The organism is Streptomyces olivaceoviridis, assembly GCF_014650115.1.
Classification (GTDB): Bacteria; Actinomycetota; Actinomycetes; order Streptomycetales; family Streptomycetaceae; genus Streptomyces; species Streptomyces olivaceoviridis.
Genome location: NZ_BMUI01000010.1, coordinates 23,954 through 42,553, shown reverse-complemented (window position 1 = coordinate 42,553; position 18,600 = coordinate 23,954). Strand labels below are relative to the sequence as shown.

Sequence of the window (18,600 nt, the reverse complement as noted above, 5' to 3'; positions counted from 1 at the left end):
GTCAGCCCACGTTCGGGGCGAGCGCCTCGGTGATCTCGCGGGAGGCGCGGCGGGCCTCGGTCGCCGGGTCCGCGCCGCCCAGCACCCGGGTCATGTACTCCTTGATCGGGTTGTCGGCCTCCACGTCGGCCCACTGAGGGGTGTTGGGGGTCGCCCGGCCGTGTGCCGCGCCCGCGGCCATGGCGGCGACCCCCTCCTCACCCCCGACCGCGTCGGCCAGCGTGGTCTTGTTGGGCACGTAGTTCATGGCGCGGGCGAGCTCGGTGTCCCACTTGGCGCCGGTGAGCGCCCCGACGACGGCGGTCGCGGCGAACTGGTCGTCGGTGTTGCGCGGGACGACCAGGTCCGAGCCGCCGGTGAAGACCGTGCCGGGCCGCCCGGCGGTCCGGCCGGGCACGGGGAAGAAGCCGAGCTTGTCCTTCAGGCCCGGGTTCTGCCGGACGACCGCCTGGGCGAGCCCGGGTACGGCGACGATCTGCGCGACCTTGCCGCCGGCGAACACCCCGGCCTGGGGCGGGTGTTCCTCGTCGGCGTCCACGGGCCCCTCGCCCAGCGCCTGGAGCCGGCGGTAGAAGTCCATGCCGCGCAGCGCGGCCGGGGTGTCCAGGGTGCCCTGCCACTCGTAGTCCTTCTCCCGGGCGAGGTCGCCGCCCTCGTCCCAGATGAAGCCGGAGAGCGTGTACCAGTCCTGCCCGGCGAGGTAGATGCCCTGGTTGCCGCCGGAGTCGAGCTTCTCGGTGGCGGCGAGCCACGCGTCGCGAGTCTTCGGCGGGCCGGTGACGCCGGCCTGCTCGAACAGGTCCTTGCGGTAGATGACGACGCGGTTGGCGGCGTACCACGGGATGCCGTACTGCTTGTTCCCGTCCTTGCCGGGCTCGGCGAGACCGGGCAGCCACTTCTCCTTGCCCCAGTCCCGCATCGACTCCAGGGTCAGGTCCGCGAGCCGGCCGCCGTCCGCGTACAGCGGCACCTGGGTGTTGCCGACCTCGATGACGTCGGGGCCGTCGCCGGAGCCGTCCCTGAGCGCGCCGCGGACCTTGTCGACGATGCCGGTCCACTCCTGGATGCGGATGTCCAGCCGCAGGTCCTCGTGGGTGCGTTCGAAGTCCTCGGTGAACCGCCGCAGGAACTCCCCGGAGGCGCTGCCCTTCATCAGCCACACGGTCACGGTCTTGCGGTCGTGGTCGCCGGGGAGCATCCCGCAGCCGCTGACGAGTGAACCGGTGACGCAGATGAGGGCGAGCAGACGACGTCTCACGAGGGGTCCTGTTCTGTCTGGCGAGAGTGCTGGGACAGGGGTGGGGGCCCGACGTGGGGGGACGAGCGCGCGGCTCGTACGGGTGTTCCGGATTTTGGTATGGACCAATGCCGAGGTCAAGGGCCGGCCCCGGCCGGCCCGCGACGCCGTGCGCGCGGAGCGCTGATACGGCACGGTGGAGTACGGCGCGACACGAGAGGAGCACCCGCATGACGAACCACACCTACCGGGTCACCGAGATCGTCGGCACCTCGCACGAGGGCGTCGACCAGGCCATCCGCAACGGCATCGCCCGCGCCGACCAGACGCTGCGCAACCTGGACTGGTTCGAGGTGACGCAGGTCCGCGGCCAGATCGAGAACGGCCGGATCGAGCACTACCAGGTGGGCCTGAAGGTCGGCTTCCGCCTGGAGGACGGCGACTGAGCCCGTCCGCTCGGGCCCTGCTCAGGTACGTCCTTCCCACTCCTGCGCCTCTTGCAGGGCTGCCGACTTCGCGGCCCAGCGGGCCCGTACGACGGTGAAACCGGCCCGCTCGGCGTCGTCGCAGACCAGTTCGTCGTCGTCCACGACCACCCGGACCTCCCGGTCCCGGGCGAGCCGGCGCAGGATCTCCAGCTTGGTGAACCGGGCCGGCCTGCGGTCGGCGTCGCGCCGCATGTGCACGCGCCCCTCCGGGAGCCCGTGGGCCGCGAGCCACTCCAACGTGTCCCGGCGGCACCGCTCGGGGCGGCCGGTGAGGTAGACGACCTCGCAGGCGCGGGCGCTCTCCACGGCCAGCGCCACGCCCTCGGCGATCGGCGGGTCCTGGGGCGCGGCGGCGAAGAACGCGTCCCAGTTCCGCGGCCGGCTCTCCAGGAAGTGCTGGCGGTGGGCCGTGTCGGCAAGCGTGTTGTCGAGGTCGAACACGGCGAGCGGGCGCTCGCTGCTGTCGGTCACACCGACCACCCTAACCAGCCCCCGGCCGGCCGTACGGCGCGTACCCGCGCACCCACCGGGGGTGGCCGCGGGAATCCCGGGCCTGCCACGGCGTTGAACCCTGTTGTGAGCAGCACGCTGATCAGCCGGACCCGGTTCTCCGTCCTCGACCGCTCCCGCACCCGCGAGGGCCACCCGCCCGCCGAGGCGCTGCGGGACACCGTCGCGCTGGCGCGCGAGGTGGAGGCGCTCGGCTACCACCGGTTCTGGGTGTCCGAGCACCACGGCGTGCCGGGTGTCGCCGGCTCCGCGCCGACCGCGGTCGCCGCCGCGGTCGCCGCCGCCACCCGCACCGTCCGGGTCGGCACCGGCGGGGTCATGCTGCCCAACCACCAGCCCCTGGTGGTCGCCGAGCAGTTCGGGGTGCTGGAGGCCCTGTTCCCGGGCCGTGTCGACATGGGGCTCGGCCGCTCCGTCGGCTTCACGGACGGGGTGCGCAGGGCGCTCGGCCGGGACAAGGGCGACGCGGAGGACTTCGCGGCCCGGCTCGGCGAGTTGCTGGACTGGTTCACGGGCAGCTCGCCGACCGGGGTGCACGCCCGCCCCGCGGAGGGGCTGACCGTGCCGCCGTTCGTGCTGGCCATGGGCGAGGGCGCGCCCATCGCGGCCCGCGCGGGCCTGCCCATGGTCATCGGAGACCTGCGGGGCCGCGCGAAGATGCTGCGCGGCATCGACCAGTACCGCTCCCTGTTCCGCCCCTCCCGCTGGGCGTCCGAGCCGTACGTCGTGATCTCCGGCACGGTGGCGGTCGCCGGCACCGAGGCCGAGGCGCGCCGGCTGCTGGTCCCCGAGGCCTGGGCGATGGCGTACTCCCGCACGCACGGCACCTTCCCGCCGCTCGCCCCCGCCGAGGCGGTCGAGGCCCGTGCGATGACCGCGAAGGAACGGGACCTCTACGCGTCCGGGCTCGCCGGGCACATCGCGGGCACCGCGGACCAGGTCGCCCACGAGCTGGAGACCGTGCTCAAGGAGACGGGCGCCGAGGAGGTGCTCGTCACCACCAGCACCTACGACCGTACGGCCCTGCTCGACTCCCACCGGCGGCTCGCCGCGCTCTTCGCGCCGGTCAGGTGACCCGCCCCGAGATGCGAACCCGGCCGGGGCCGGTGACCCTGGGAGGGCGAACCCCTAGCGACGAGGAGGGCTGCCATGTCCCTCAAGGACAAGATCAAGGGCATGCTCAAGGGCCGTGAGGGTATGGCCGACAAGGGCATCGGCAAGGGCGGCGACTACATCGACGAGCGCACCGGGAACAAGTACCAGTCGCAGGTCGACACCGGCCAGGACAAACTGCGCGACGAGTTCGGCACCCGGCCGCAGGACCGGGACAACCCCCCGCAGGTCTAGCGCGCGGGGGCGGTTAGAGTATCCCCCCGATGCACAGCCCCCATGACCCGTACGTCCGCGTCCGCGGCGCCCGCGAGCACAACCTCAAGGGCGTCGACGTGGACATCCCCCGGGACGTCCTCGCCGTCTTCACCGGCGTCTCCGGCTCGGGCAAGTCGTCCCTGGCGTTCGGCACGGTCTACGCCGAGGCGCAGCGGCGGTACTTCGAGTCGGTCGCCCCGTACGCGCGCCGGCTGATCCACCAGGTGGGAGCGCCCAAGGTCGGCGAGATCAGCGGGCTGCCGCCCGCGGTCTCGCTCCAGCAGCGCCGCTCCGCCCCCGGCTCGCGCTCCTCGGTGGGCACGGTCACCAACCTCTCCAATTCGCTGCGCATGCTGTTCTCGCGCGCCGGCGCCTACCCGCCCGGCGCCGAGCGGCTGGACTCGGACGCGTTCTCGCCGAACACGGCGGCCGGTGCCTGCCCCACGTGCCACGGCCTCGGGCAGGTGCACGAGACCACCGAGGAGCTGCTGGTCCCGGACCCCTCGCTGACCATCCGGGAGGGCGCCGTCGCGGCCTGGCCGGGCGCCTGGCAGGGCAAGAACCTGCGGGACATCCTGGACACGCTCGGTCACGACGTGGACCGGCCCTGGCGCGAACTGCCCGCCCGTGAGCGCGAGTGGATCCTGTTCACCGACGAGCAGCCGGTGGTCACCGTCCACCCGGTCCGGGACGCCGACCGCATCCAACGGCCGTACCAGGGCACCTACATGAGCGCCCGCCGGTACGTCCTGAAGACGTTCTCCGACACCAAGTCGCCGACCCTGCGGGCGAAGGCGGAGCGCTTCCTGACCAGCGCGCCCTGCCCCGCCTGCGGGGGCAGCCGGCTGCGGCCCGAGGCCCTCGCGGTGACCTTCGGCGGGCGGACCATCGCCGAGCTGGCCGCGCTGCCGCTGACCGACCTCGCGGGACTGCTCGACGGCGGCACCGGGACGGAGACGGCCCGGGTACTCAAAGCCGACCTCATGTCCCGGATCGCGCCGGTGGTCGAGCTGGGGCTCGGCTATCTCAGCCTGGACCGGGCCGCCCCCACCCTCTCTGCGGGCGAGCTGCAACGGCTGCGGCTCGCCACGCAGTTGCGGTCCGGGCTGTTCGGTGTGGTGTACGTGCTGGACGAGCCCTCCGCGGGGCTGCACCCGGCGGACACCGAGGCCCTGCTGACCGTGCTGGACCGGCTGAAGGCGGCCGGGAACTCGGTGTTCGTGGTGGAGCACCACCTGGAGGTGGTGCGCGGCGCCGACTGGGTGGTCGACGTGGGCCCCGGCGCGGGCGAGCACGGCGGGCGGGTGCTGTACAGCGGGCCGGTCGCCGAGCTGGCCTCGGTCGAGGAGTCGGCGACGGCCGTGTTCCTCTTCGACGAGTCGCCCGGTCCGCCGCGCGAAGTCCGCACACCGCGGGACTGGTTGGCGGTGGGCCCGGTGACCCGGCACAACCTGCGGGAGGTGACGGCACGGTTCCCGCTCGGCGCGTTCACCGCGGTGACCGGTGTCTCCGGCTCCGGCAAGTCCACGCTGATCGGCGAGTTGACGGAGGACCTGGACGGCATCGAGCGGCTGGTCCGCGTCGACCAGAAGCCCATCGGGCGCACCCCGCGCTCCAACCTGGCCACCTACACCGGCCTGTTCGACGTCGTGCGGAAGGTGTTCGCCGGCACCGAGGAGGCGCGGGAGCGTGGGTACGGCGTCGGGCGGTTCTCGTTCAACGTGGCCGGTGGGCGCTGCGAGACCTGCCAGGGCGAGGGGTTCGTCAGCGTGGAACTGCTGTTCCTGCCGAGCACCTACGCGCCCTGCCCGGACTGCGGCGGCGCCCGCTACAACCCCGAGACGCTCCAGGTGACGTACCGGGGACGGACCATCGCCGACGTGCTCGACCTGACCGTGGAGGCCGCGGCGGAGTTCTTCGCGGACTCCCCCGCCGCCGCCCGCAGCCTCGGCACCCTGCTGGACGTGGGCCTCGGCTATCTGCGGCTCGGCCAGCCGGCGACCGAGCTGTCCGGCGGGGAGGCGCAGCGGATCAAGCTGGCGAGCGAGCTCCAGCGCGGGCGCCGGGGCCACACCCTGTACCTGCTGGACGAGCCGACGACCGGTCTGCACCCGGCCGATGTGGAGGTCCTGATGGACCGGTTGCACGGGCTGGTCGACGCCGGGCACACCGTCGTCGTGGTCGAGCACGACATGACGGTGGTGGCGGGCGCGGACTGGGTGATCGACCTGGGTCCGGGCGGCGGCGACCGGGGCGGCCGGATCGTGGCGGCCGGCCCGCCGGACCGGGTGTCCCGCGCGGAGGGCAGCGCGACGGCGCCCTATCTGGCACGGGTCATGCCCTGAGCCCCGGGTCGCTACCCGTTCCCGCTGACGGACCGGCCACCCCGCGCCGGGCCCGGCGCAGCCGGACCCAACTGGTCGTACGGGCCCTCCAGCGCGCTCGCGACCAGCGCCGCGTGGGTCCAGGCCGGCTGGGGCGCGGCCGGCTGGGCCGCGTGGGCGAGGGCGCGGCGGTCGGGGTGGGTGCCGGGCGGGATCACCGGCCGGACCTCCACCTCGGCGACCAGGCCGCGGGCCCGGGCCACCCGCCACAGGGAGGCCAGCAGGGTGTCCTCGCCGACGAAGGCCGCCGTGGTGCCGGGCCCGCCGTCCTGCCACCGGTAGCGCAGACCGACCGGCTGGACGGGCACGCCCGCGTCGAGCGCGGCCTGGAAGACGGCCCGGCGGAAACGGCCGTGGGCGCGCCCGCACCAGGTGCTGCCCTCGGGGAACGCGGCCACGGCCGCGCCCGCGCGCAGGGCGCCGGCGATCTCGGCGACCGTGCCGGGCAGGGCGCGCAGCCGGTCCCGCTCGATGAACAGGGTCCCGCCGCGCGCGGCCAGCGCGCCCGCCAGGGGCCACCGCCGGACCTCGGTCTTGGCGAGCATCCGGGCCGGGCGGACGGCGGTGAGCAGCGGGATGTCCAGCCACGAGACGTGGTTGGCGACCAGCAGCAGTCCGCCGGCCGGCGGGGCGGCGCCGGTGATCCGGATCCGGACCCCGACGGCCCGCACGATCGTCCGGCACCACCGCCCGACCCACTCGGCGGGGATCCTCCCGCCGAGCGGGCACAGCGCGATCCCGGCCAGCAGGAGCACGGCGACCGCGGTCAGCCGCAGCACGGCACGGGGTACGGCCGCGGCGGCCCGGACCGGCTCCAGGCAGGCGCCCGGGGTGCAGGGCGCGGTGGGCAGCCACACACTCATCAGGCCGGGACGAGGGAGAGGAAGTGCCGCAGGTAGCGCGGGTCGACCCGGCGCATCGACAGCAGGACGTACAGGTCGGCGACCCCGAAGTCGGGGTCGTGCGCGGGCTCGCCGCACACCCAGGCGCCCAGCCGGAGGTAGCCGCGCAGCAGGGCGGGGAGTTCGGTGCGGGCGGCGGGGGCCGCGGCGTTCGGGGTCCACGGCAGCAGCGGCCGGACCCGGAACTCCTCGGGCGCCAGGTGCTTGTTCCGGACCCGCTCCCAGGTGCCGGTGGCGAGGGCGCCGCCGTCGGCGAGGGGTACCGAGCAGCAGCCCGCCAGCCACTCGTGGCCCCGGTCGGTCATGTAGCGGGCGATGCCGGCCCAGATCAGGCCGATGACGGTGCCGTCGCGGTGGTCGGGGTGGACGCAGGAGCGGCCGACCTCGACCAGGCCGGGCCGGATCGCGTCCAGCGCGGCCAGGTCGAACTCGCCCTCGGAGTAGAGCCGGCCGGCGACCGCGGCCCGCTCCGGCGGCAGCAGCCGGTAGGTGCCGACGACCTGCCCGGTCACCTCCTCGCGCACGAGCAGGTGGTCGCAGTAGGCGTCGAAGGCGTCGATGTCGTGCCCCGGCTCGGCGGTGGCCAGCAGGGCCCCCATCTCCCCGGCGAAGACGTCGTGCCGCAGCCGCTGGGCGGCACGCACGTCGGCCTCGTCGCGGGCGAGGGTGACGGTGTAGCGGGTGGGGGCCGCGGGCTGCGGGGGGCGGTCGAGGGTGGAAACGCCGGTCATGGCTCTCTCCTGGGCACGGGCCGGGTCGGCGACAGAGGAGGCGGGCCTGGTGCGTACGGCCCGCCGCTCCTGTTCTTCCGAGGCCGGTTGGCGTGCGCGTGACCGGTGCCGGGAGAGGGGATGTGGGGGTGGTGAACGCCGGGGTCCGACGGGGCCGGCCGTCCTCGGCCCGGGCGTCCTCGGCCCGGGCGTCCTCGGCCCGGGCGTCCTCGGCCCGGGCGTTCTCGGTCAGGCGTCCATGGTCAGGGGTCCATGGTCAGGGGTCCTGACTCACGCGTCCTTGCTCACGCGTCCTTGCTCACGCGTCCTTGCTCACGCGTCCTTGCTCACGCACGCGGCGAGCAGGCGCCCGGCCTCCTCCTCGCCGAGCACCCGCTCCAGGACGAGGTCGCCCGTCATGTGCGGGAAGAACCGGCCGGCGGGCCAGCTCCGCTCGTACGGCGGCGGGTCCAGGACGAGCAGCCGTACGCCGTCCACGACGGGGATGTCCGAGGGGGTGCCCTCGTTCCAGACCCAGTCGCCGGACGGGGTGACGAGGTTGAAGGCGCCGGTGGTGTCCAGTTGTCCGGGCTGGTCCCGGCAGACGGCCGCCTCCTCGGCGGAGGGGGCGCGGCCGGGCAGGTGGCCGCCGCCGATCAGCACGTCGGCGAGCAGGGTGTGCAACTGGAAGTTGTCGCCGATACCGCTCATGCGCAGGGCGTACCCGGTGCCGGTGGGGCGGTCCAGCACGATCAGCGGTTCGTCGTCCAGGACGAGCAGGGCGTAGGCCAGGCACTTGAAGTCGTGCCCGGATGCCTCCTCCACCGAGCGCAGGGTCCGCAGCAGGCGGGCGCGCGTGTCGGTGTCGAGGGCGGTGCGGACGGCGGCGTGGTTGAGCATGGCGACGGAGGCCATCTCCCACTGGTGCAGGGTGAGCCAGGCCACGGCCGCGTCCTCCCCGACCCGGTCGAAGAGGTCCGGGACCGGTTCCCCGGCCTCCGGGTCGGGGAGCTCCCCGCCGCCGGTCGCCTCCCACCGCTCGCAGGCCTCCCACGCGCCGTCGAGCGTCCCGGCGAGCCCGGCGAGGACGCGCGGCCCGCACGCGGAGGCGTCGGCACCGCGCTCGACGCACGCGCCGACGATCACGGCGACGGTGGCGCGTGGGCCGGGTGGCACCTCGTCGAGTATGCCGGCGAGCCGTGGCCCGGCCTGGTGGAACTCCTGGTCGGCCGCGTCACCGAAGAACCGGTGCATGTCCTGGAAGTACTGTTGCGAGCGGTCGGCGTCCCGTTCGCGGACAGCGGCCTCGAAACCGGCTGCGGCGTCGCGGAACCGCTCCCTCCCCTTGTTCCCGAAGATCATGCGCGGAGACTACCGGGACCGGGAGAGCCAGACGGGGCCGGGGAGCACCACTCCCGGCCCCGCCCGTCCACCGGTCGGCGAACGCTCTTGTGTGCTACCTCTTGCCGGCCTTCCGGGTGGCCCGCAGCCACTCCTTGTTCATGCTGGTGATCGAGACCAGCGGGATCCCCTTGGGACAGGCGGTCGCGCACTCACCGGTCAGCGTGCAGCCGCCGAACCCCTCCGCGTCCATCTGCGCCACCATGTCCAGCACCCGCGTCTCCCGCTCGGGCGCGCCCTGGGGCAGTACGTTCAGATGGTTGACCTTGGCGGAGGTGAACAGCATCGCCGCCCCGTTGGGACACGCGGCGACGCACGCCCCGCACCCGATGCACTCGGCGTGTTCGAACGCGAAGTCGGCGTCGGCCTTCGGCACCGGCGTGGCGTGGGCCTCGGGCGCGGAGCCGGTCGGCGCGGTGATGTAACCGCCGGCCTGGATGATCCGGTCGAACGCCGACCGGTCCACGACCAGGTCCTTGATCACCGGGAACGCGGACGCCCGCCACGGCTCGATGTCGATCGTGTCGCCGTCCCGGAAGGACCGCATGTGCAGCTGGCAGGTGGTGGTGCGCTCCGGTCCGTGCGCGTCGCCGTTGATGACGAGCGAGCACGCGCCGCAGATGCCCTCGCGGCAGTCGTGGTCGAAGGCGACCGGCTCCTCCCCGGTGAGGATGAGCTGTTCGTTGAGGACGTCCAGCATCTCCAGGAAGGACATGTCGGGCGAGATGTCGTCCACCTCGTAGGTGGACATCGCTCCTTCGGCGTCGGCGTTCTTCTGCCGCCAGACGCGCAGGGTGAGCTTCATGCGTAGCTCCGCTGGGTGGGATGGACGTACTCGAAGACCAGGTCTTCCTTGTGCAGGACGGGCGCCTCGCCGGTGCCGGTGAACTCCCAGGCGGCGGCGTACGAGAACTCCTCGTCCTTGCGGGCGGCCTCGCCGTCCGGGGTCTGGGACTCCTCGCGGAAGTGGCCGCCGCAGGACTCGGAGCGGTGCAGCGCGTCGAGGCACATCAGCTCGGCGAGCTCCAGGTAGTCGACGATGCGGTTGGCCTTCTCCAACGACTGGTTGAACTCCTCGCCGGTGCCGGGCACCTTGATCCGGCGCCAGAACTCCTCGCGGATCTGCGGGATGCGCTCCAGCGCCTTGCGCAGCCCCGTGTCGGAGCGGGCCATGCCGCAGAACTCCCACATCAGCTCGCCGAGTTCGCGGTGGAAGGAGTCCGGGGTGCGGTCGCCGTCCACGGCCAGCAGCAGGTTGATCCGGTCCTCGGTCTCGGCCAGCACCTCCTGGACGACGGGGTGGCCTTCGGTGACCGGTTCCTGGTGCGGGTTGCGGGCCAGGTAGTCGTTGATGGTGGCCGGCAGCACGAAGTAGCCGTCGGCCAGGCCCTGCATCAGCGCCGAGGCGCCGAGCCGGTTCGCGCCGTGGTCGGAGAAGTTGGCCTCGCCGATCGCGAACAGGCCGGGGATCGTGGTCTGGAGGTCGTAGTCGACCCACAGGCCGCCCATCGTGTAGTGCACGGCCGGGTAGATCCGCATCGGCACCTCGTACGGATCCTCGTCGGTGATCCGCTGGTACATGTCGAAGAGGTTGCCGTACTTGTCCTCGACGGCCTTGCGCCCCATCCGCCGGATGGCATCCGCGAAGTCGAGGTACACACCCTGCCCGCCGGGACCCACTCCCCTGCCCTCGTCGCAGACGTTCTTCGCGGCGCGGGAGGCGATGTCCCGGGGCACGAGGTTGCCGAAGGAGGGGTAGATGCGCTCCAGGTAGTAGTCGCGCTCGTCCTCGGGGATCTCGTTCGGCGGCCGGGTGTCGCCCTGGGCCTTGGGCACCCAGATCCGGCCGTCGTTGCGCAGCGACTCGCTCATCAGCGTCAGCTTGGACTGGTGGTCGCCGGTGCGCGGGATGCAGGTCGGGTGGATCTGGGTGAAGCAGGGGTTGGCGAAGTACGCGCCGCGCCGGTGCGCCCGCCAGACGGCGGTCGCGTTGGAGTTCATGGCGTTGGTCGACAGGTAGAAGACGTTGCCGTAGCCGCCGGAGGCGAGGACGACGGCGTCCGCGAAGTACGTGTCGATCCTGCCGGTGACGAGATCGCGCGCCACGATCCCGCGTGCCCGTCCGTCGACGACGATCAGGTCGAGCATCTCGGTGCGCGGGTGCATCTCCACGTTCCCGGCCGCGATCTGCCGGGACAGCGCCTGGTAGGCGCCCAGCAGCAGCTGCTGGCCCGTCTGGCCGCGGGCGTAGAAGGTGCGCGAGACCTGGACACCGCCGAAGGAGCGGGTGTCGAGCAGGCCGCCGTACTCACGGGCGAACGGCACGCCCTGGGCCACGCACTGGTCGATGATCTCGACGGAGATCTGCGCGAGCCGGTGCACATTGGACTCGCGGGCCCGGAAGTCGCCGCCCTTGACGGTGTCGTAGAAGAGCCGGTGGATGGAGTCGCCGTCGTTGCGGTAGTTCTTCGCCGCGTTGATACCGCCCTGCGCGGCGATGGAGTGGGCGCGGCGCGGGGAGTCCTGGTAGCAGAACTGGACGACGTGGTACCCCTGTTCGGCCAGCGTGGCGCCGGCGGAGCCGCCGGCCAGGCCGGTGCCGACGACGATGATCGTGTGCTTGCGGCGGTTGGCGGGGTTGACCAGCTTCGCCTCGAAGCGGCGCTTGTCCCAGCGTTCGCGGACGGGCCCGGCGGGGGCCTTGGTGTCGGTGACCGGCGCGCCGGTCGCGTAGTCGGCGTAGGTAGTCATGTCAGCTCACCACTCCGGTCATGACGCCCACGGGTACGGCGATGAAACCGGCCGTGAGCAGCAGCGCGAGGACGTTCGCGAGGGTCTTCAGGGCGCGGTCGCGGGTGCGGCTGCCGACGCCGAGGGTCTGGGCGGCGCTCCAGAAGCCGTGCCGGATGTGCAGCCCGAGCGCGAGCATCGCGACGATGTAGATCACGTTGCCGTACCAGGTGGAGAAGGTGTCCACGACGTTCTGGTACGGGTGGCCCTCCTGGAAGCCGCCGGAGTGCACGGTGCCGGTGGTCAGGTCGAGGAGGTGCCAGACGATGAACAGGCCGAGGATGACACCGCCCCAGCGCATGGTGCGGGTCGCGTAGCCGGCCCGCGGCTTCTTGTGCACGTACTTGCTGGGCCGTGCCTTGATGTCGCGCCGGCTGAGCTGGTAGGCGGACGTGGCGTGGGCCACCACGGCGACCACGAGGACGATCCGGATGAGCCAGAGCGTCCACTCGTAGTGCATGAAGGGCTCTCCCACGGTGCGCAGCCAGTGTGCGTAGTGGTTGAACTCGCCCGCGCCGAAGTAGATCTTCAGATTGCCGATCATGTGCGCGACCAGGTACAGCAGCATGATCACGCCGCTGACGGCCATCACCGTCTTCTTGCCGACGGAGGAGTCCCACATCGTGCGCGCCATGGACGTCCGTCGGTCCGTCCGCGTTGCCAGAGCCATGGAACAGCACGCTAGGGGCGAAGGACCCGATCGGTCCAAGACATGGTCCAGCTCGTTTCCATAGGCCGGGGCTATCCTGGGGGTGTGCAGTTCCAGCAGCTCCAGTACTTCGTGGCCGTCGCCGAGACCCGGCACTTCACCCGGGCCGCCGAGCTGGTCCACGTCGCCCAGCCCTCGCTGTCCCAGCAGATCAAGGCGCTGGAGCGGGAACTGGGCGCGGACCTCTTCCTGCGCGCCCGGGGCAACATCACGCTCACCGACGCCGGCGAGGCGCTGCTGCCGCTGGCCCGGCGCATCCTGGCCGACGCCGACACCGCCCGGCACGAGGTGCAGGAACTGGTGCAGCTGCGGCGGGGACGGGTACGGCTGGGGGCGACGCCGAGCCTGTGCACGGGACTGCTGCCGGACGTGCTGCGGGCCTTCCACGACCGGTATCCCGGTATCCAGCTCCTGATCGAGGAGGGCGGCTCCCACGACCTGGTACGGGGACTGGCGCGCGGCGCGCTCGATCTCGCGCTGATCGTGCTGCCGCTGCCGACGCCGGCGCCCGCGCTGACGACGGTCGAGCTGCTGCGCGAGGACCTGGTGGTGGTGTCCTCGCCGGAGGCGCCGGAACCCGGCCGGGGCGGACGGGCCGTGGAGATCGCCGACCTGGAGGGGGAACGGCTGGTGATGTTCCGGCACGGGTACGACCTGCGGGAACTGACCGTCGCCGCGTGCCGCTCCGCCGGGTTCGAGCCGGACTTCGCGGTGGAGGGCGGCGAGATGGACGCGGTGCTGGGATTCGTCCGGGCGGGGCTCGGCGTGGCCGTCGTCCCCCGGATGGTGGCCACACGGGCGGGCCGGGGCCTGCGGGTCACCCCGCTGGCCCGCCCCGGCCTGCACCGCACCATCGCACTCGCCCACCGCAGCGATGTGGCTCCGCCGCGAGCGGCCCGGGAACTGCAACGGATGCTGCTGGAGCGGTAGGCGGTACGGGCGGAGCCTGCTGATGACCGGCGCGGTGCCGCCGGTGGCACCGGTGGGAGTCAGCGGTGCCGGCGGCACCTCAGGCGGTGGCCGTCAGGTCAGTACGGTCGGCTTGAGCACCTCCTCGCACCACCGGCGGAAGGACGTGGGCGCGGTCTCGGGCGTGGTGGGTGCCGCGCTGCCGTAGAAGCCCTGCTCGGCGGTCGCGGCCGCGAGGTCGGCCACGGCCTGGGCCCAGTTCTCGCTCGCGCCGTGCTTCAGCATCGACGCCCGGTACTCCGCCCCGCTGATCCGCCGGAAGCGGACCGGCCGGTCCAGCACCTCGGAGACGACGCCTGCCATGCCCTCGGGTGTCAGCGTGTCGGGGCCGACCATCGGGACGTCCTCCTGGCCGGTCCAGGAACCGTCGAGCAGCAGCCGTGCCGCTGTGGCGCCGATGTCACGGGTGGTGCAGGTGCGCAGCACCCGGTCGCCGTACGTCGCCATGGCGATCACACCGCTGTCCCGGATCGCCGCGGCCTGGTGGAGCAGGTTCTCCATGAGGTACGGCGGGCACAGCGCCCGGTGGTGGACACCGGTGGCCCGGACCTCGTCGTCCATGGCCAGCGAGGCCGAGATCTGCCCGGCGTTCCGGGCGACGCCGCGGCCCAGGGTGGAGACGGCGACGACCCGCTGGACGCCCCCGGCGCGGATCGCGTCGACCAGGGGCCGGGTGAAGGCGTCGAAGTGGCCGTCGACGCTGTCGGCGGTGGGCGTCGGCGGCACCAGCCAGAACACCCGGTCGACGCCCGCGCACGCCTTGGCGGTGACGTCGGGGTCGGCGTGCGAGCCGGTGACGGCCTCGACGCGGGCCCGCACGCGCGGGGACAGGCGCTCGGGATCGCGCACGATCACGCGGACTTCTCCCGCCGCGTCCCCGGCGTCGAGGAGGGAGTCGAGGACCCGGCTGCCGATCTGGCCGGTCGGGGTGGTGACAAGGATCATGGAAGGCTCCTGGAAGCACGGGAGGGAGGCGTGACCGAGCCTGCCGTCCGGCGCCCGGCAACTGAAGGACCGCTTCGCTCCGGGTTGTTACCCTCAGGGCAATACCGAGCTCGGGGGTACTGCCGAGCCGAAGGCACCGACCAAGGGAGGGCGAAGCCGTGGAGTCCCGCCCGCTGCGCTACTTCGTCGCCGTCGCCGAAGAACTCAACTTCGCCCGCGCGGCCGAACGGCTGGGCATCTCCGCCCCGCCGCTGTCCCGGGCGATCCGCCACCTGGAGGCGGAGCTCGGGGTCACCCTCTTCGAACGGACCACCCACAGCGTGGCCCTGACCCGCGCGGGCGAAGTGCTCCTCGCCCAGGCGCGGTTCGCGCTGGACGCCCTGGAGGCCGCCGGGCGGCGGGCCCGGCGCGCTGCGGACCCGGACCGGAAGCTGGTCCTGGCGGTCAAGGCCGACGGCGACGCGGGACTGCTGGAGCCGGTCCTGGAGCGCTACGCCACCGACCCGGCCGCCGTCCCGGTGACGGTCCGGCTGTGCGGCTGGCTGGAACAGCCGCGGCTGCTGCGGCGCGGCGAGGCCGACGCCGCGCTGGTCCACGAGCCCTTCGACCGCACCGGCCTGGACAGCGAGACCCTGGTCGCCGAGCCGCGGGTCGCGGTGCTCGGCGCGGCCCACCCGCTCGCCGCCCGCGACCACGTCCTCCTCGCCGACCTCGGGCTGCGCCCCGGGGATGTGCACCGGTTCCTGGAGGACATGCGGCACGAGGGACGCGATCTGGCCCAGTTGCTCACCCGTGTCGCCCTGGGCGAGCTGGTCGCGCTGCTGCCGGCGTCCGTCGCCGACCGCTATCCGCGTCCGGGCGCCGTCTACCGGCCCGTCCCGGACGCGCCGCCCTCGCTGCTGGCGGTCGCCTGGCCGCAGCAGTCCCGTTCCACGGCCACCGCGGCACTCGTCAGGGCGGCCACCGCCGTCGCCGCGGCCGTCCGGGAGGGGGACGACGGCGCGGCTCCGGCCGGTCAGCCCGTCGCGTCCACCAAAGCCAGGTCGTGGAGTCTCTCCGGCGGGCCCGGGCGGGCGTAGTACCAGCCCTGGGCCGTGTCGCAGCCCAGTATCCGCAACTGCTCGGCCTGGGCGCCGGTCTCCACGCCCTCGACCGTGACCGCCAGGTCGAGGCTGTGGGCGAGCGAGACGATGCCCTCCACGATCTTCAGGTCGACGGGGTCGGCGGGGAACTGCTGCATGCCCTGGGTGAAGGAGCGGTCCAGCTTGAGGATGCTCACCGGCAGGCGGCGCAGGTTGGCGAGGTTGGAGTAGCCGGTGCCGAAGTCGTCCAGGGCGATGTCGACGCCCATCTCCGCGAGCCGGCGCAGGGGCTTGAGCAGGTCGTCGTCGGCGCCGATGAGCGCGGACTCGGTGACCTCCAGGCACAGGGCGTCCGGGGTGACGCCCGTCCGTTCGAGGATGTCGACCGTGTCCTGCACCAGGCCGGGGTGGCTGAGCTGGCACGGGGACAGGTTGACGTTGATCCGCAGCGGGCCGGCCGCCTTCTGCCCGCCGTGGAGTTCGCGCCAGGCGCGGGCCTGGCGGATCGACTCCTCCAGGACCCAGCGGCCGAGCGGCACGATCAGGCCGGTGTGCTCGGCGAGCGGGATGAAGCGGTCGGGGCCGAGGACGCCGTGCTGCGGGTGCAGCCAGCGCACCAGGGCCTCGGCGCCGCGCACGCTGCCGTCGCCGAGGTGGACCAGGGGCTGGTACTCGATGAAGAACTCGCCGCGCTCCAGCGCGGTCGGCAGGGCCGTGGTCAGACCGTGCCGGGTGATGGCGCGGGCGTCGGCCTCGGGGTCGGCGAGTTCGGAGCGGTTGCCGCCCGCCGATTTGGCGCGGTACATGGTGATGTCGGCGCTGCGCAGCACCTCGGCCGCGGTGCGCTCCCCGGCCGGGCCCTCCACGATGCCGAGGCTGCCGCGGACCATGAGGTCACGGCCGTCGATGCTGATCGGGGTGACCAGCGCGTTCATGATGCGCTCGGCGAGTTCGTCCACCTTCCGTTCGGTGCCGGGGCCGGTGGTCAGGGCCACGAACTCGTCGCCGCCGAGCCGGGCGACCATCTCGCCGGGCGCGGTCGCGCAGGACTGGAGCCGGTCGGCGACCTCCACCAGCAGCCGGTCGCCGGCCGCGTGGCCGAGGCTGTCGTTGACGGTCTTGAAGCCGTCCAGGTCCAGGTAGCACAGCCCGAAGCGCTGGCCCTCGCCCGCGCCGAGGGCCTTCTCCAGCCGCTCGAAGAACAGGGAGCGGTTGGGCAGACCGGTGAGGGCGTCGTGCGTGGCCTCGTAGCGCAGCCGGAGGTTGAGCAGCCGGCGCTCGGTGGTGTCCTCCATCAGGGCGAGCTGGTACTGCGGGTCACCGTCGGCGTCACGCAGCAGGGACACCGTCAGGTTGGTCCACAGGACCGTCCCGTCGGGGCGGTTGAAGGCCTTCTCGACGTGGTAGTGCTCGCGGTCGCCGCGCACGAGTTCGTCGTACAGCCGCCACATCTGCGGGGCGTCCTCGGGGTGGACCCAGTCCTGCACGCGCCGGCCGCGCAGGGTCTGCTCGGAGAGGCCGAACATCCGCAGCAGCGCCTTGTTGACCTGGAGGACGTTGCCGTCGAGGTCGGCGATGCCGATTCCTATCGCGGCGCCCTCGAAGACCGCGCGGAAGCGGGCCTCGCTCGCGTGCAGCGCCTGGGCCACCACGCCCTGGGCCCGCAACGCGGCCTGGGCGATGGCCTCCTGCTCGGCGAGGGTGCGCTCGCGCAGCGCCTGGGCGTAGCCGGCGGCCATGGCGTGCTGCAACCGGGAGGAACGGATGCGCAGTTCGTCCTGGGGGCCGTCCTCGCCGCAGTACAGGACCAGGTAGGCGTCGACGCAGTCGAGGGTGCGGGCCAGTGCCTCGGGGTCGGTGCAGTGCGCCCCGACCAGGGCGGCGCCGACGGCCTTCGCCGCGTCCGCGTCGAAGCTGCGGGCCCGCAGCAGTTCGCTCAGCCGCCGGGCGAGCGGCAGGAGTTGTTCCTCGAACTCGGTGCGGGTCAGTGACGTGGAGGTCACCGGGAAGAGCGCCCGGCTCCAGATCGTCGTCAGCCGGCGCAGTCTGCCCTCCGGCCCGTCCGGCTCCGCGCTCACGCCGTACGCCCCACGCCGGCGAATCCGGAGAAGGCATACGGATCCTCGTCCTCCGGCGCCGAGTCCGGGCGCCAGCGCGGCATCAGCACCAGTCCGGGTTCCACCATGTCGTACCCCTCGAAGAACCGCGCGATCTCGTCGCGCGTACGCATGATCAGCGGGTTGCGAATGTCCTTGTACACGTCCACCGCACCCCGGGCCCGCTCGGCGGGCAGCGGGATTCCCTCGTACGAGGCATGGGTGAGGATCAGCAGGCTGCCGGGCGCGAGCGCCTCGCGCAGCTCGGCCACCGCACCGTACGGGTCGTCCGCGTCTTCCACGAAGTGCAGTATGGCAACGAGGAGGAGCGCCACTGGCCGATTCAGGTCGATCAGGCGGTGCAATGGGGGGCTGGAGAGAATGTCCTGGGGCTTGCGCAGGTCCGCCGCGACCACGTCGACGTCGTCGTCGCCCGCCAGGACCGCCTGGCTGTGCGCGACGGCCACCGGGTCGTGGTCGACGTAGACCACGCGCGCGCCCGGCACGGCCGCCCGCGCCACCTCGTGGACGTTTCCGAAGGTGGGGATGCCGGAGCCGACGTCGAGGAACTGGGTGATGCCCTCCCCCGCCGCGAACCGCACGGCCCGGCGCATGAACGCCCGGTTGGCCTGCATGATCTTCGGCAGGCCCGGCATGAACTCCATCGCCTTGCGGGCCGCCTCCCGGTCGACCTCGAAGTTGTGCGAACCGCCCAGGTAGTAGTCGTAGATCCGCGAGACGCTGGGCACCGAGATGTCGATGCTCCGTGGGGCCCAGGCGGGACGCTCCATGTATCTCTCCAAGGCGGTGGACGGGTGCAGGCGATCCGGTGTTCGAGCTGAGGCTACTGATCGCCTGCCAATGGAGCGACCCCAACCGGAAATTGACCGTCCGTTCCCGGTCACTGCCTGCGGCAAGTGCCCGTATGACCCCGCTGTGTGACGGCTGTACGGGCGGCTCGCGCGCTCACCGCACACAACGATCCGCCCCCTCCGTGCGGTGCGGAGGG

The 18,600-nt window shown here is 72.9% G+C and carries 17 protein-coding genes; 6 read left to right on the top strand and 11 right to left on the bottom strand.

Going from position 1 to position 18,600, the window contains the following annotated elements; all coding sequences use genetic code 11:
- Position 1: 1 nt before the first annotated feature.
- Entirely contained in the window at positions 2–1,258 is a 1,257-nt protein-coding gene (locus IE273_RS20255) for an extracellular solute-binding protein (protein ID WP_189816590.1), read from the bottom strand.
- A 209-nt stretch (positions 1,259–1,467) separates the two neighbouring features.
- Here IE273_RS20255 and IE273_RS20250 point away from each other — a divergent pair, with 209 nt between their 5' ends.
- Positions 1,468–1,683 carry a dodecin gene (locus tag IE273_RS20250; protein WP_189816589.1) on the top strand — a complete coding sequence of 72 codons (216 nt, stop codon included), beginning with the start codon at positions 1,468–1,470 and terminating at the stop codon, positions 1,681–1,683.
- A gap of 21 nt (positions 1,684–1,704) precedes the next feature.
- On the opposite strand, the gene IE273_RS20245 is transcribed toward IE273_RS20250, so the two are convergent.
- Positions 1,705–2,196, bottom strand: coding sequence for a phosphatase domain-containing protein (locus tag IE273_RS20245; RefSeq protein WP_189816588.1), 492 nt, complete (start codon positions 2,194–2,196; stop codon positions 1,705–1,707).
- A gap of 105 nt (positions 2,197–2,301) precedes the next feature.
- On the opposite strand from IE273_RS20245, the gene IE273_RS20240 reads away from it, so the two are divergent.
- The 3 genes from IE273_RS20240 to IE273_RS20230 all read left to right on the top strand — a co-directional run bounded on the left by IE273_RS20240 (position 2,302) and on the right by IE273_RS20230 (position 5,948).
- A complete protein-coding gene (locus IE273_RS20240) occupies positions 2,302–3,309 on the top strand; it encodes an LLM class flavin-dependent oxidoreductase (protein ID WP_189816587.1) in 1,008 nt (335 codons plus the stop codon).
- Between the two features lie 75 nt (positions 3,310–3,384).
- A complete protein-coding gene (locus IE273_RS20235) occupies positions 3,385–3,582 on the top strand; it encodes an antitoxin (RefSeq protein WP_189816586.1) in 198 nt (65 codons plus the stop codon).
- Between the two features lie 29 nt (positions 3,583–3,611).
- Positions 3,612–5,948 (top strand): ATP-binding cassette domain-containing protein, encoded by a 2,337-nt coding sequence (locus IE273_RS20230; protein WP_189816585.1) that lies wholly within the window; start codon positions 3,612–3,614, stop codon positions 5,946–5,948.
- Between the two features lie 11 nt (positions 5,949–5,959).
- On the opposite strand, the gene IE273_RS20225 is transcribed toward IE273_RS20230, so the two are convergent.
- The 6 genes from IE273_RS20225 to IE273_RS20200 form a co-directional block, all read right to left on the bottom strand.
- Positions 5,960–6,850, bottom strand: coding sequence for a lysophospholipid acyltransferase family protein (locus IE273_RS20225; protein WP_189816584.1), 891 nt, complete (start codon positions 6,848–6,850; stop codon positions 5,960–5,962).
- Complete coding sequence (locus IE273_RS20220) at positions 6,850–7,620, bottom strand: GNAT family N-acetyltransferase (protein ID WP_189816583.1); 771 nt, start codon at positions 7,618–7,620, stop codon at positions 6,850–6,852. The genes IE273_RS20225 and IE273_RS20220 overlap by 1 nt, the downstream gene beginning before the upstream one ends.
- A gap of 312 nt (positions 7,621–7,932) precedes the next feature.
- Complete coding sequence (locus IE273_RS20215) at positions 7,933–8,961, bottom strand: hypothetical protein (protein ID WP_189816582.1); 1,029 nt, start codon at positions 8,959–8,961, stop codon at positions 7,933–7,935.
- A 94-nt stretch (positions 8,962–9,055) separates the two neighbouring features.
- Entirely contained in the window at positions 9,056–9,805 is a 750-nt protein-coding gene (locus IE273_RS20210) for a succinate dehydrogenase/fumarate reductase iron-sulfur subunit (protein ID WP_189816581.1), read from the bottom strand.
- On the bottom strand, positions 9,802–11,751 hold the full coding sequence (locus IE273_RS20205; RefSeq protein WP_189816580.1) for a fumarate reductase/succinate dehydrogenase flavoprotein subunit: 1,950 nt from the start codon (positions 11,749–11,751) through the stop codon (positions 9,802–9,804). Before IE273_RS20205 ends, IE273_RS20210 begins: the two co-directional genes overlap by 4 nt.
- Before the next feature lies 1 nt (position 11,752).
- Entirely contained in the window at positions 11,753–12,424 is a 672-nt protein-coding gene (locus IE273_RS20200; RefSeq protein WP_189816756.1) for a succinate dehydrogenase, read from the bottom strand.
- 120 nt (positions 12,425–12,544) lie between these two features.
- Here IE273_RS20200 and IE273_RS20195 point away from each other — a divergent pair, with 120 nt between their 5' ends.
- Positions 12,545–13,429, top strand: coding sequence for a LysR family transcriptional regulator (locus tag IE273_RS20195; protein WP_189816579.1), 885 nt, complete (start codon positions 12,545–12,547; stop codon positions 13,427–13,429).
- Between the two features lie 93 nt (positions 13,430–13,522).
- Here the strand turns inward: IE273_RS20195 and IE273_RS20190 are convergent, their stop codons facing one another.
- The gene (locus tag IE273_RS20190) at positions 13,523–14,413 is read right to left on the bottom strand and encodes an NAD(P)H-binding protein (RefSeq protein WP_189816578.1); all 891 of its coding nucleotides are present in this window, start codon (positions 14,411–14,413) and stop codon (positions 13,523–13,525) included.
- Between the two features lie 158 nt (positions 14,414–14,571).
- On the opposite strand from IE273_RS20190, the gene IE273_RS20185 reads away from it, so the two are divergent.
- Complete coding sequence (locus IE273_RS20185) at positions 14,572–15,492, top strand: LysR family transcriptional regulator (protein WP_189816577.1); 921 nt, start codon at positions 14,572–14,574, stop codon at positions 15,490–15,492.
- On the opposite strand, the gene IE273_RS20180 is transcribed toward IE273_RS20185, so the two are convergent.
- Both IE273_RS20180 and IE273_RS20175 read right to left on the bottom strand, forming a co-directional pair.
- Positions 15,429–17,573 (bottom strand): putative bifunctional diguanylate cyclase/phosphodiesterase, encoded by a 2,145-nt coding sequence (locus tag IE273_RS20180; RefSeq protein ID WP_189816576.1) that lies wholly within the window; start codon positions 17,571–17,573, stop codon positions 15,429–15,431. The genes IE273_RS20185 and IE273_RS20180 overlap by 64 nt on opposite strands.
- Positions 17,570–18,382: an SAM-dependent methyltransferase gene (locus IE273_RS20175; protein WP_189816575.1), complete on the bottom strand. Its 813-nt coding sequence runs from the start codon at positions 18,380–18,382 to the stop codon at positions 17,570–17,572. The genes IE273_RS20180 and IE273_RS20175 overlap by 4 nt, the downstream gene beginning before the upstream one ends.
- Positions 18,383–18,600: the final 218 nt, after the last annotated feature.

Bases quoted from the DNA above. Each gene is read 5' to 3' on its own strand.
- IE273_RS20250 (WP_189816589.1), top strand. From the start codon at position 1,468: ATGACGAACCACACCTACCGGGTCACCGAGATCGTCGGCACCTCGCAC.
- IE273_RS20235 (WP_189816586.1), top strand. From the start codon at position 3,385: ATGTCCCTCAAGGACAAGATCAAGGGCATGCTCAAGGGCCGTGAGGGT.
- IE273_RS20230 (WP_189816585.1), top strand. From the start codon at position 3,612: ATGCACAGCCCCCATGACCCGTACGTCCGCGTCCGCGGCGCCCGCGAG.
- IE273_RS20225 (WP_189816584.1), bottom strand. From the start codon at position 6,850: ATGAGTGTGTGGCTGCCCACCGCGCCCTGCACCCCGGGCGCCTGCCTG.
- IE273_RS20220 (WP_189816583.1), bottom strand. From the start codon at position 7,620: ATGACCGGCGTTTCCACCCTCGACCGCCCCCCGCAGCCCGCGGCCCCC.
- IE273_RS20215 (WP_189816582.1), bottom strand. From the start codon at position 8,961: ATGATCTTCGGGAACAAGGGGAGGGAGCGGTTCCGCGACGCCGCAGCC.
- IE273_RS20210 (WP_189816581.1), bottom strand. From the start codon at position 9,805: ATGAAGCTCACCCTGCGCGTCTGGCGGCAGAAGAACGCCGACGCCGAA.
- IE273_RS20205 (WP_189816580.1), bottom strand. From the start codon at position 11,751: ATGACTACCTACGCCGACTACGCGACCGGCGCGCCGGTCACCGACACC.
- IE273_RS20200 (WP_189816756.1), bottom strand. From the start codon at position 12,424: ATGGCGCGCACGATGTGGGACTCCTCCGTCGGCAAGAAGACGGTGATG.
- IE273_RS20190 (WP_189816578.1), bottom strand. From the start codon at position 14,413: ATGATCCTTGTCACCACCCCGACCGGCCAGATCGGCAGCCGGGTCCTC.
- IE273_RS20175 (WP_189816575.1), bottom strand. From the start codon at position 18,382: ATGGAGCGTCCCGCCTGGGCCCCACGGAGCATCGACATCTCGGTGCCC.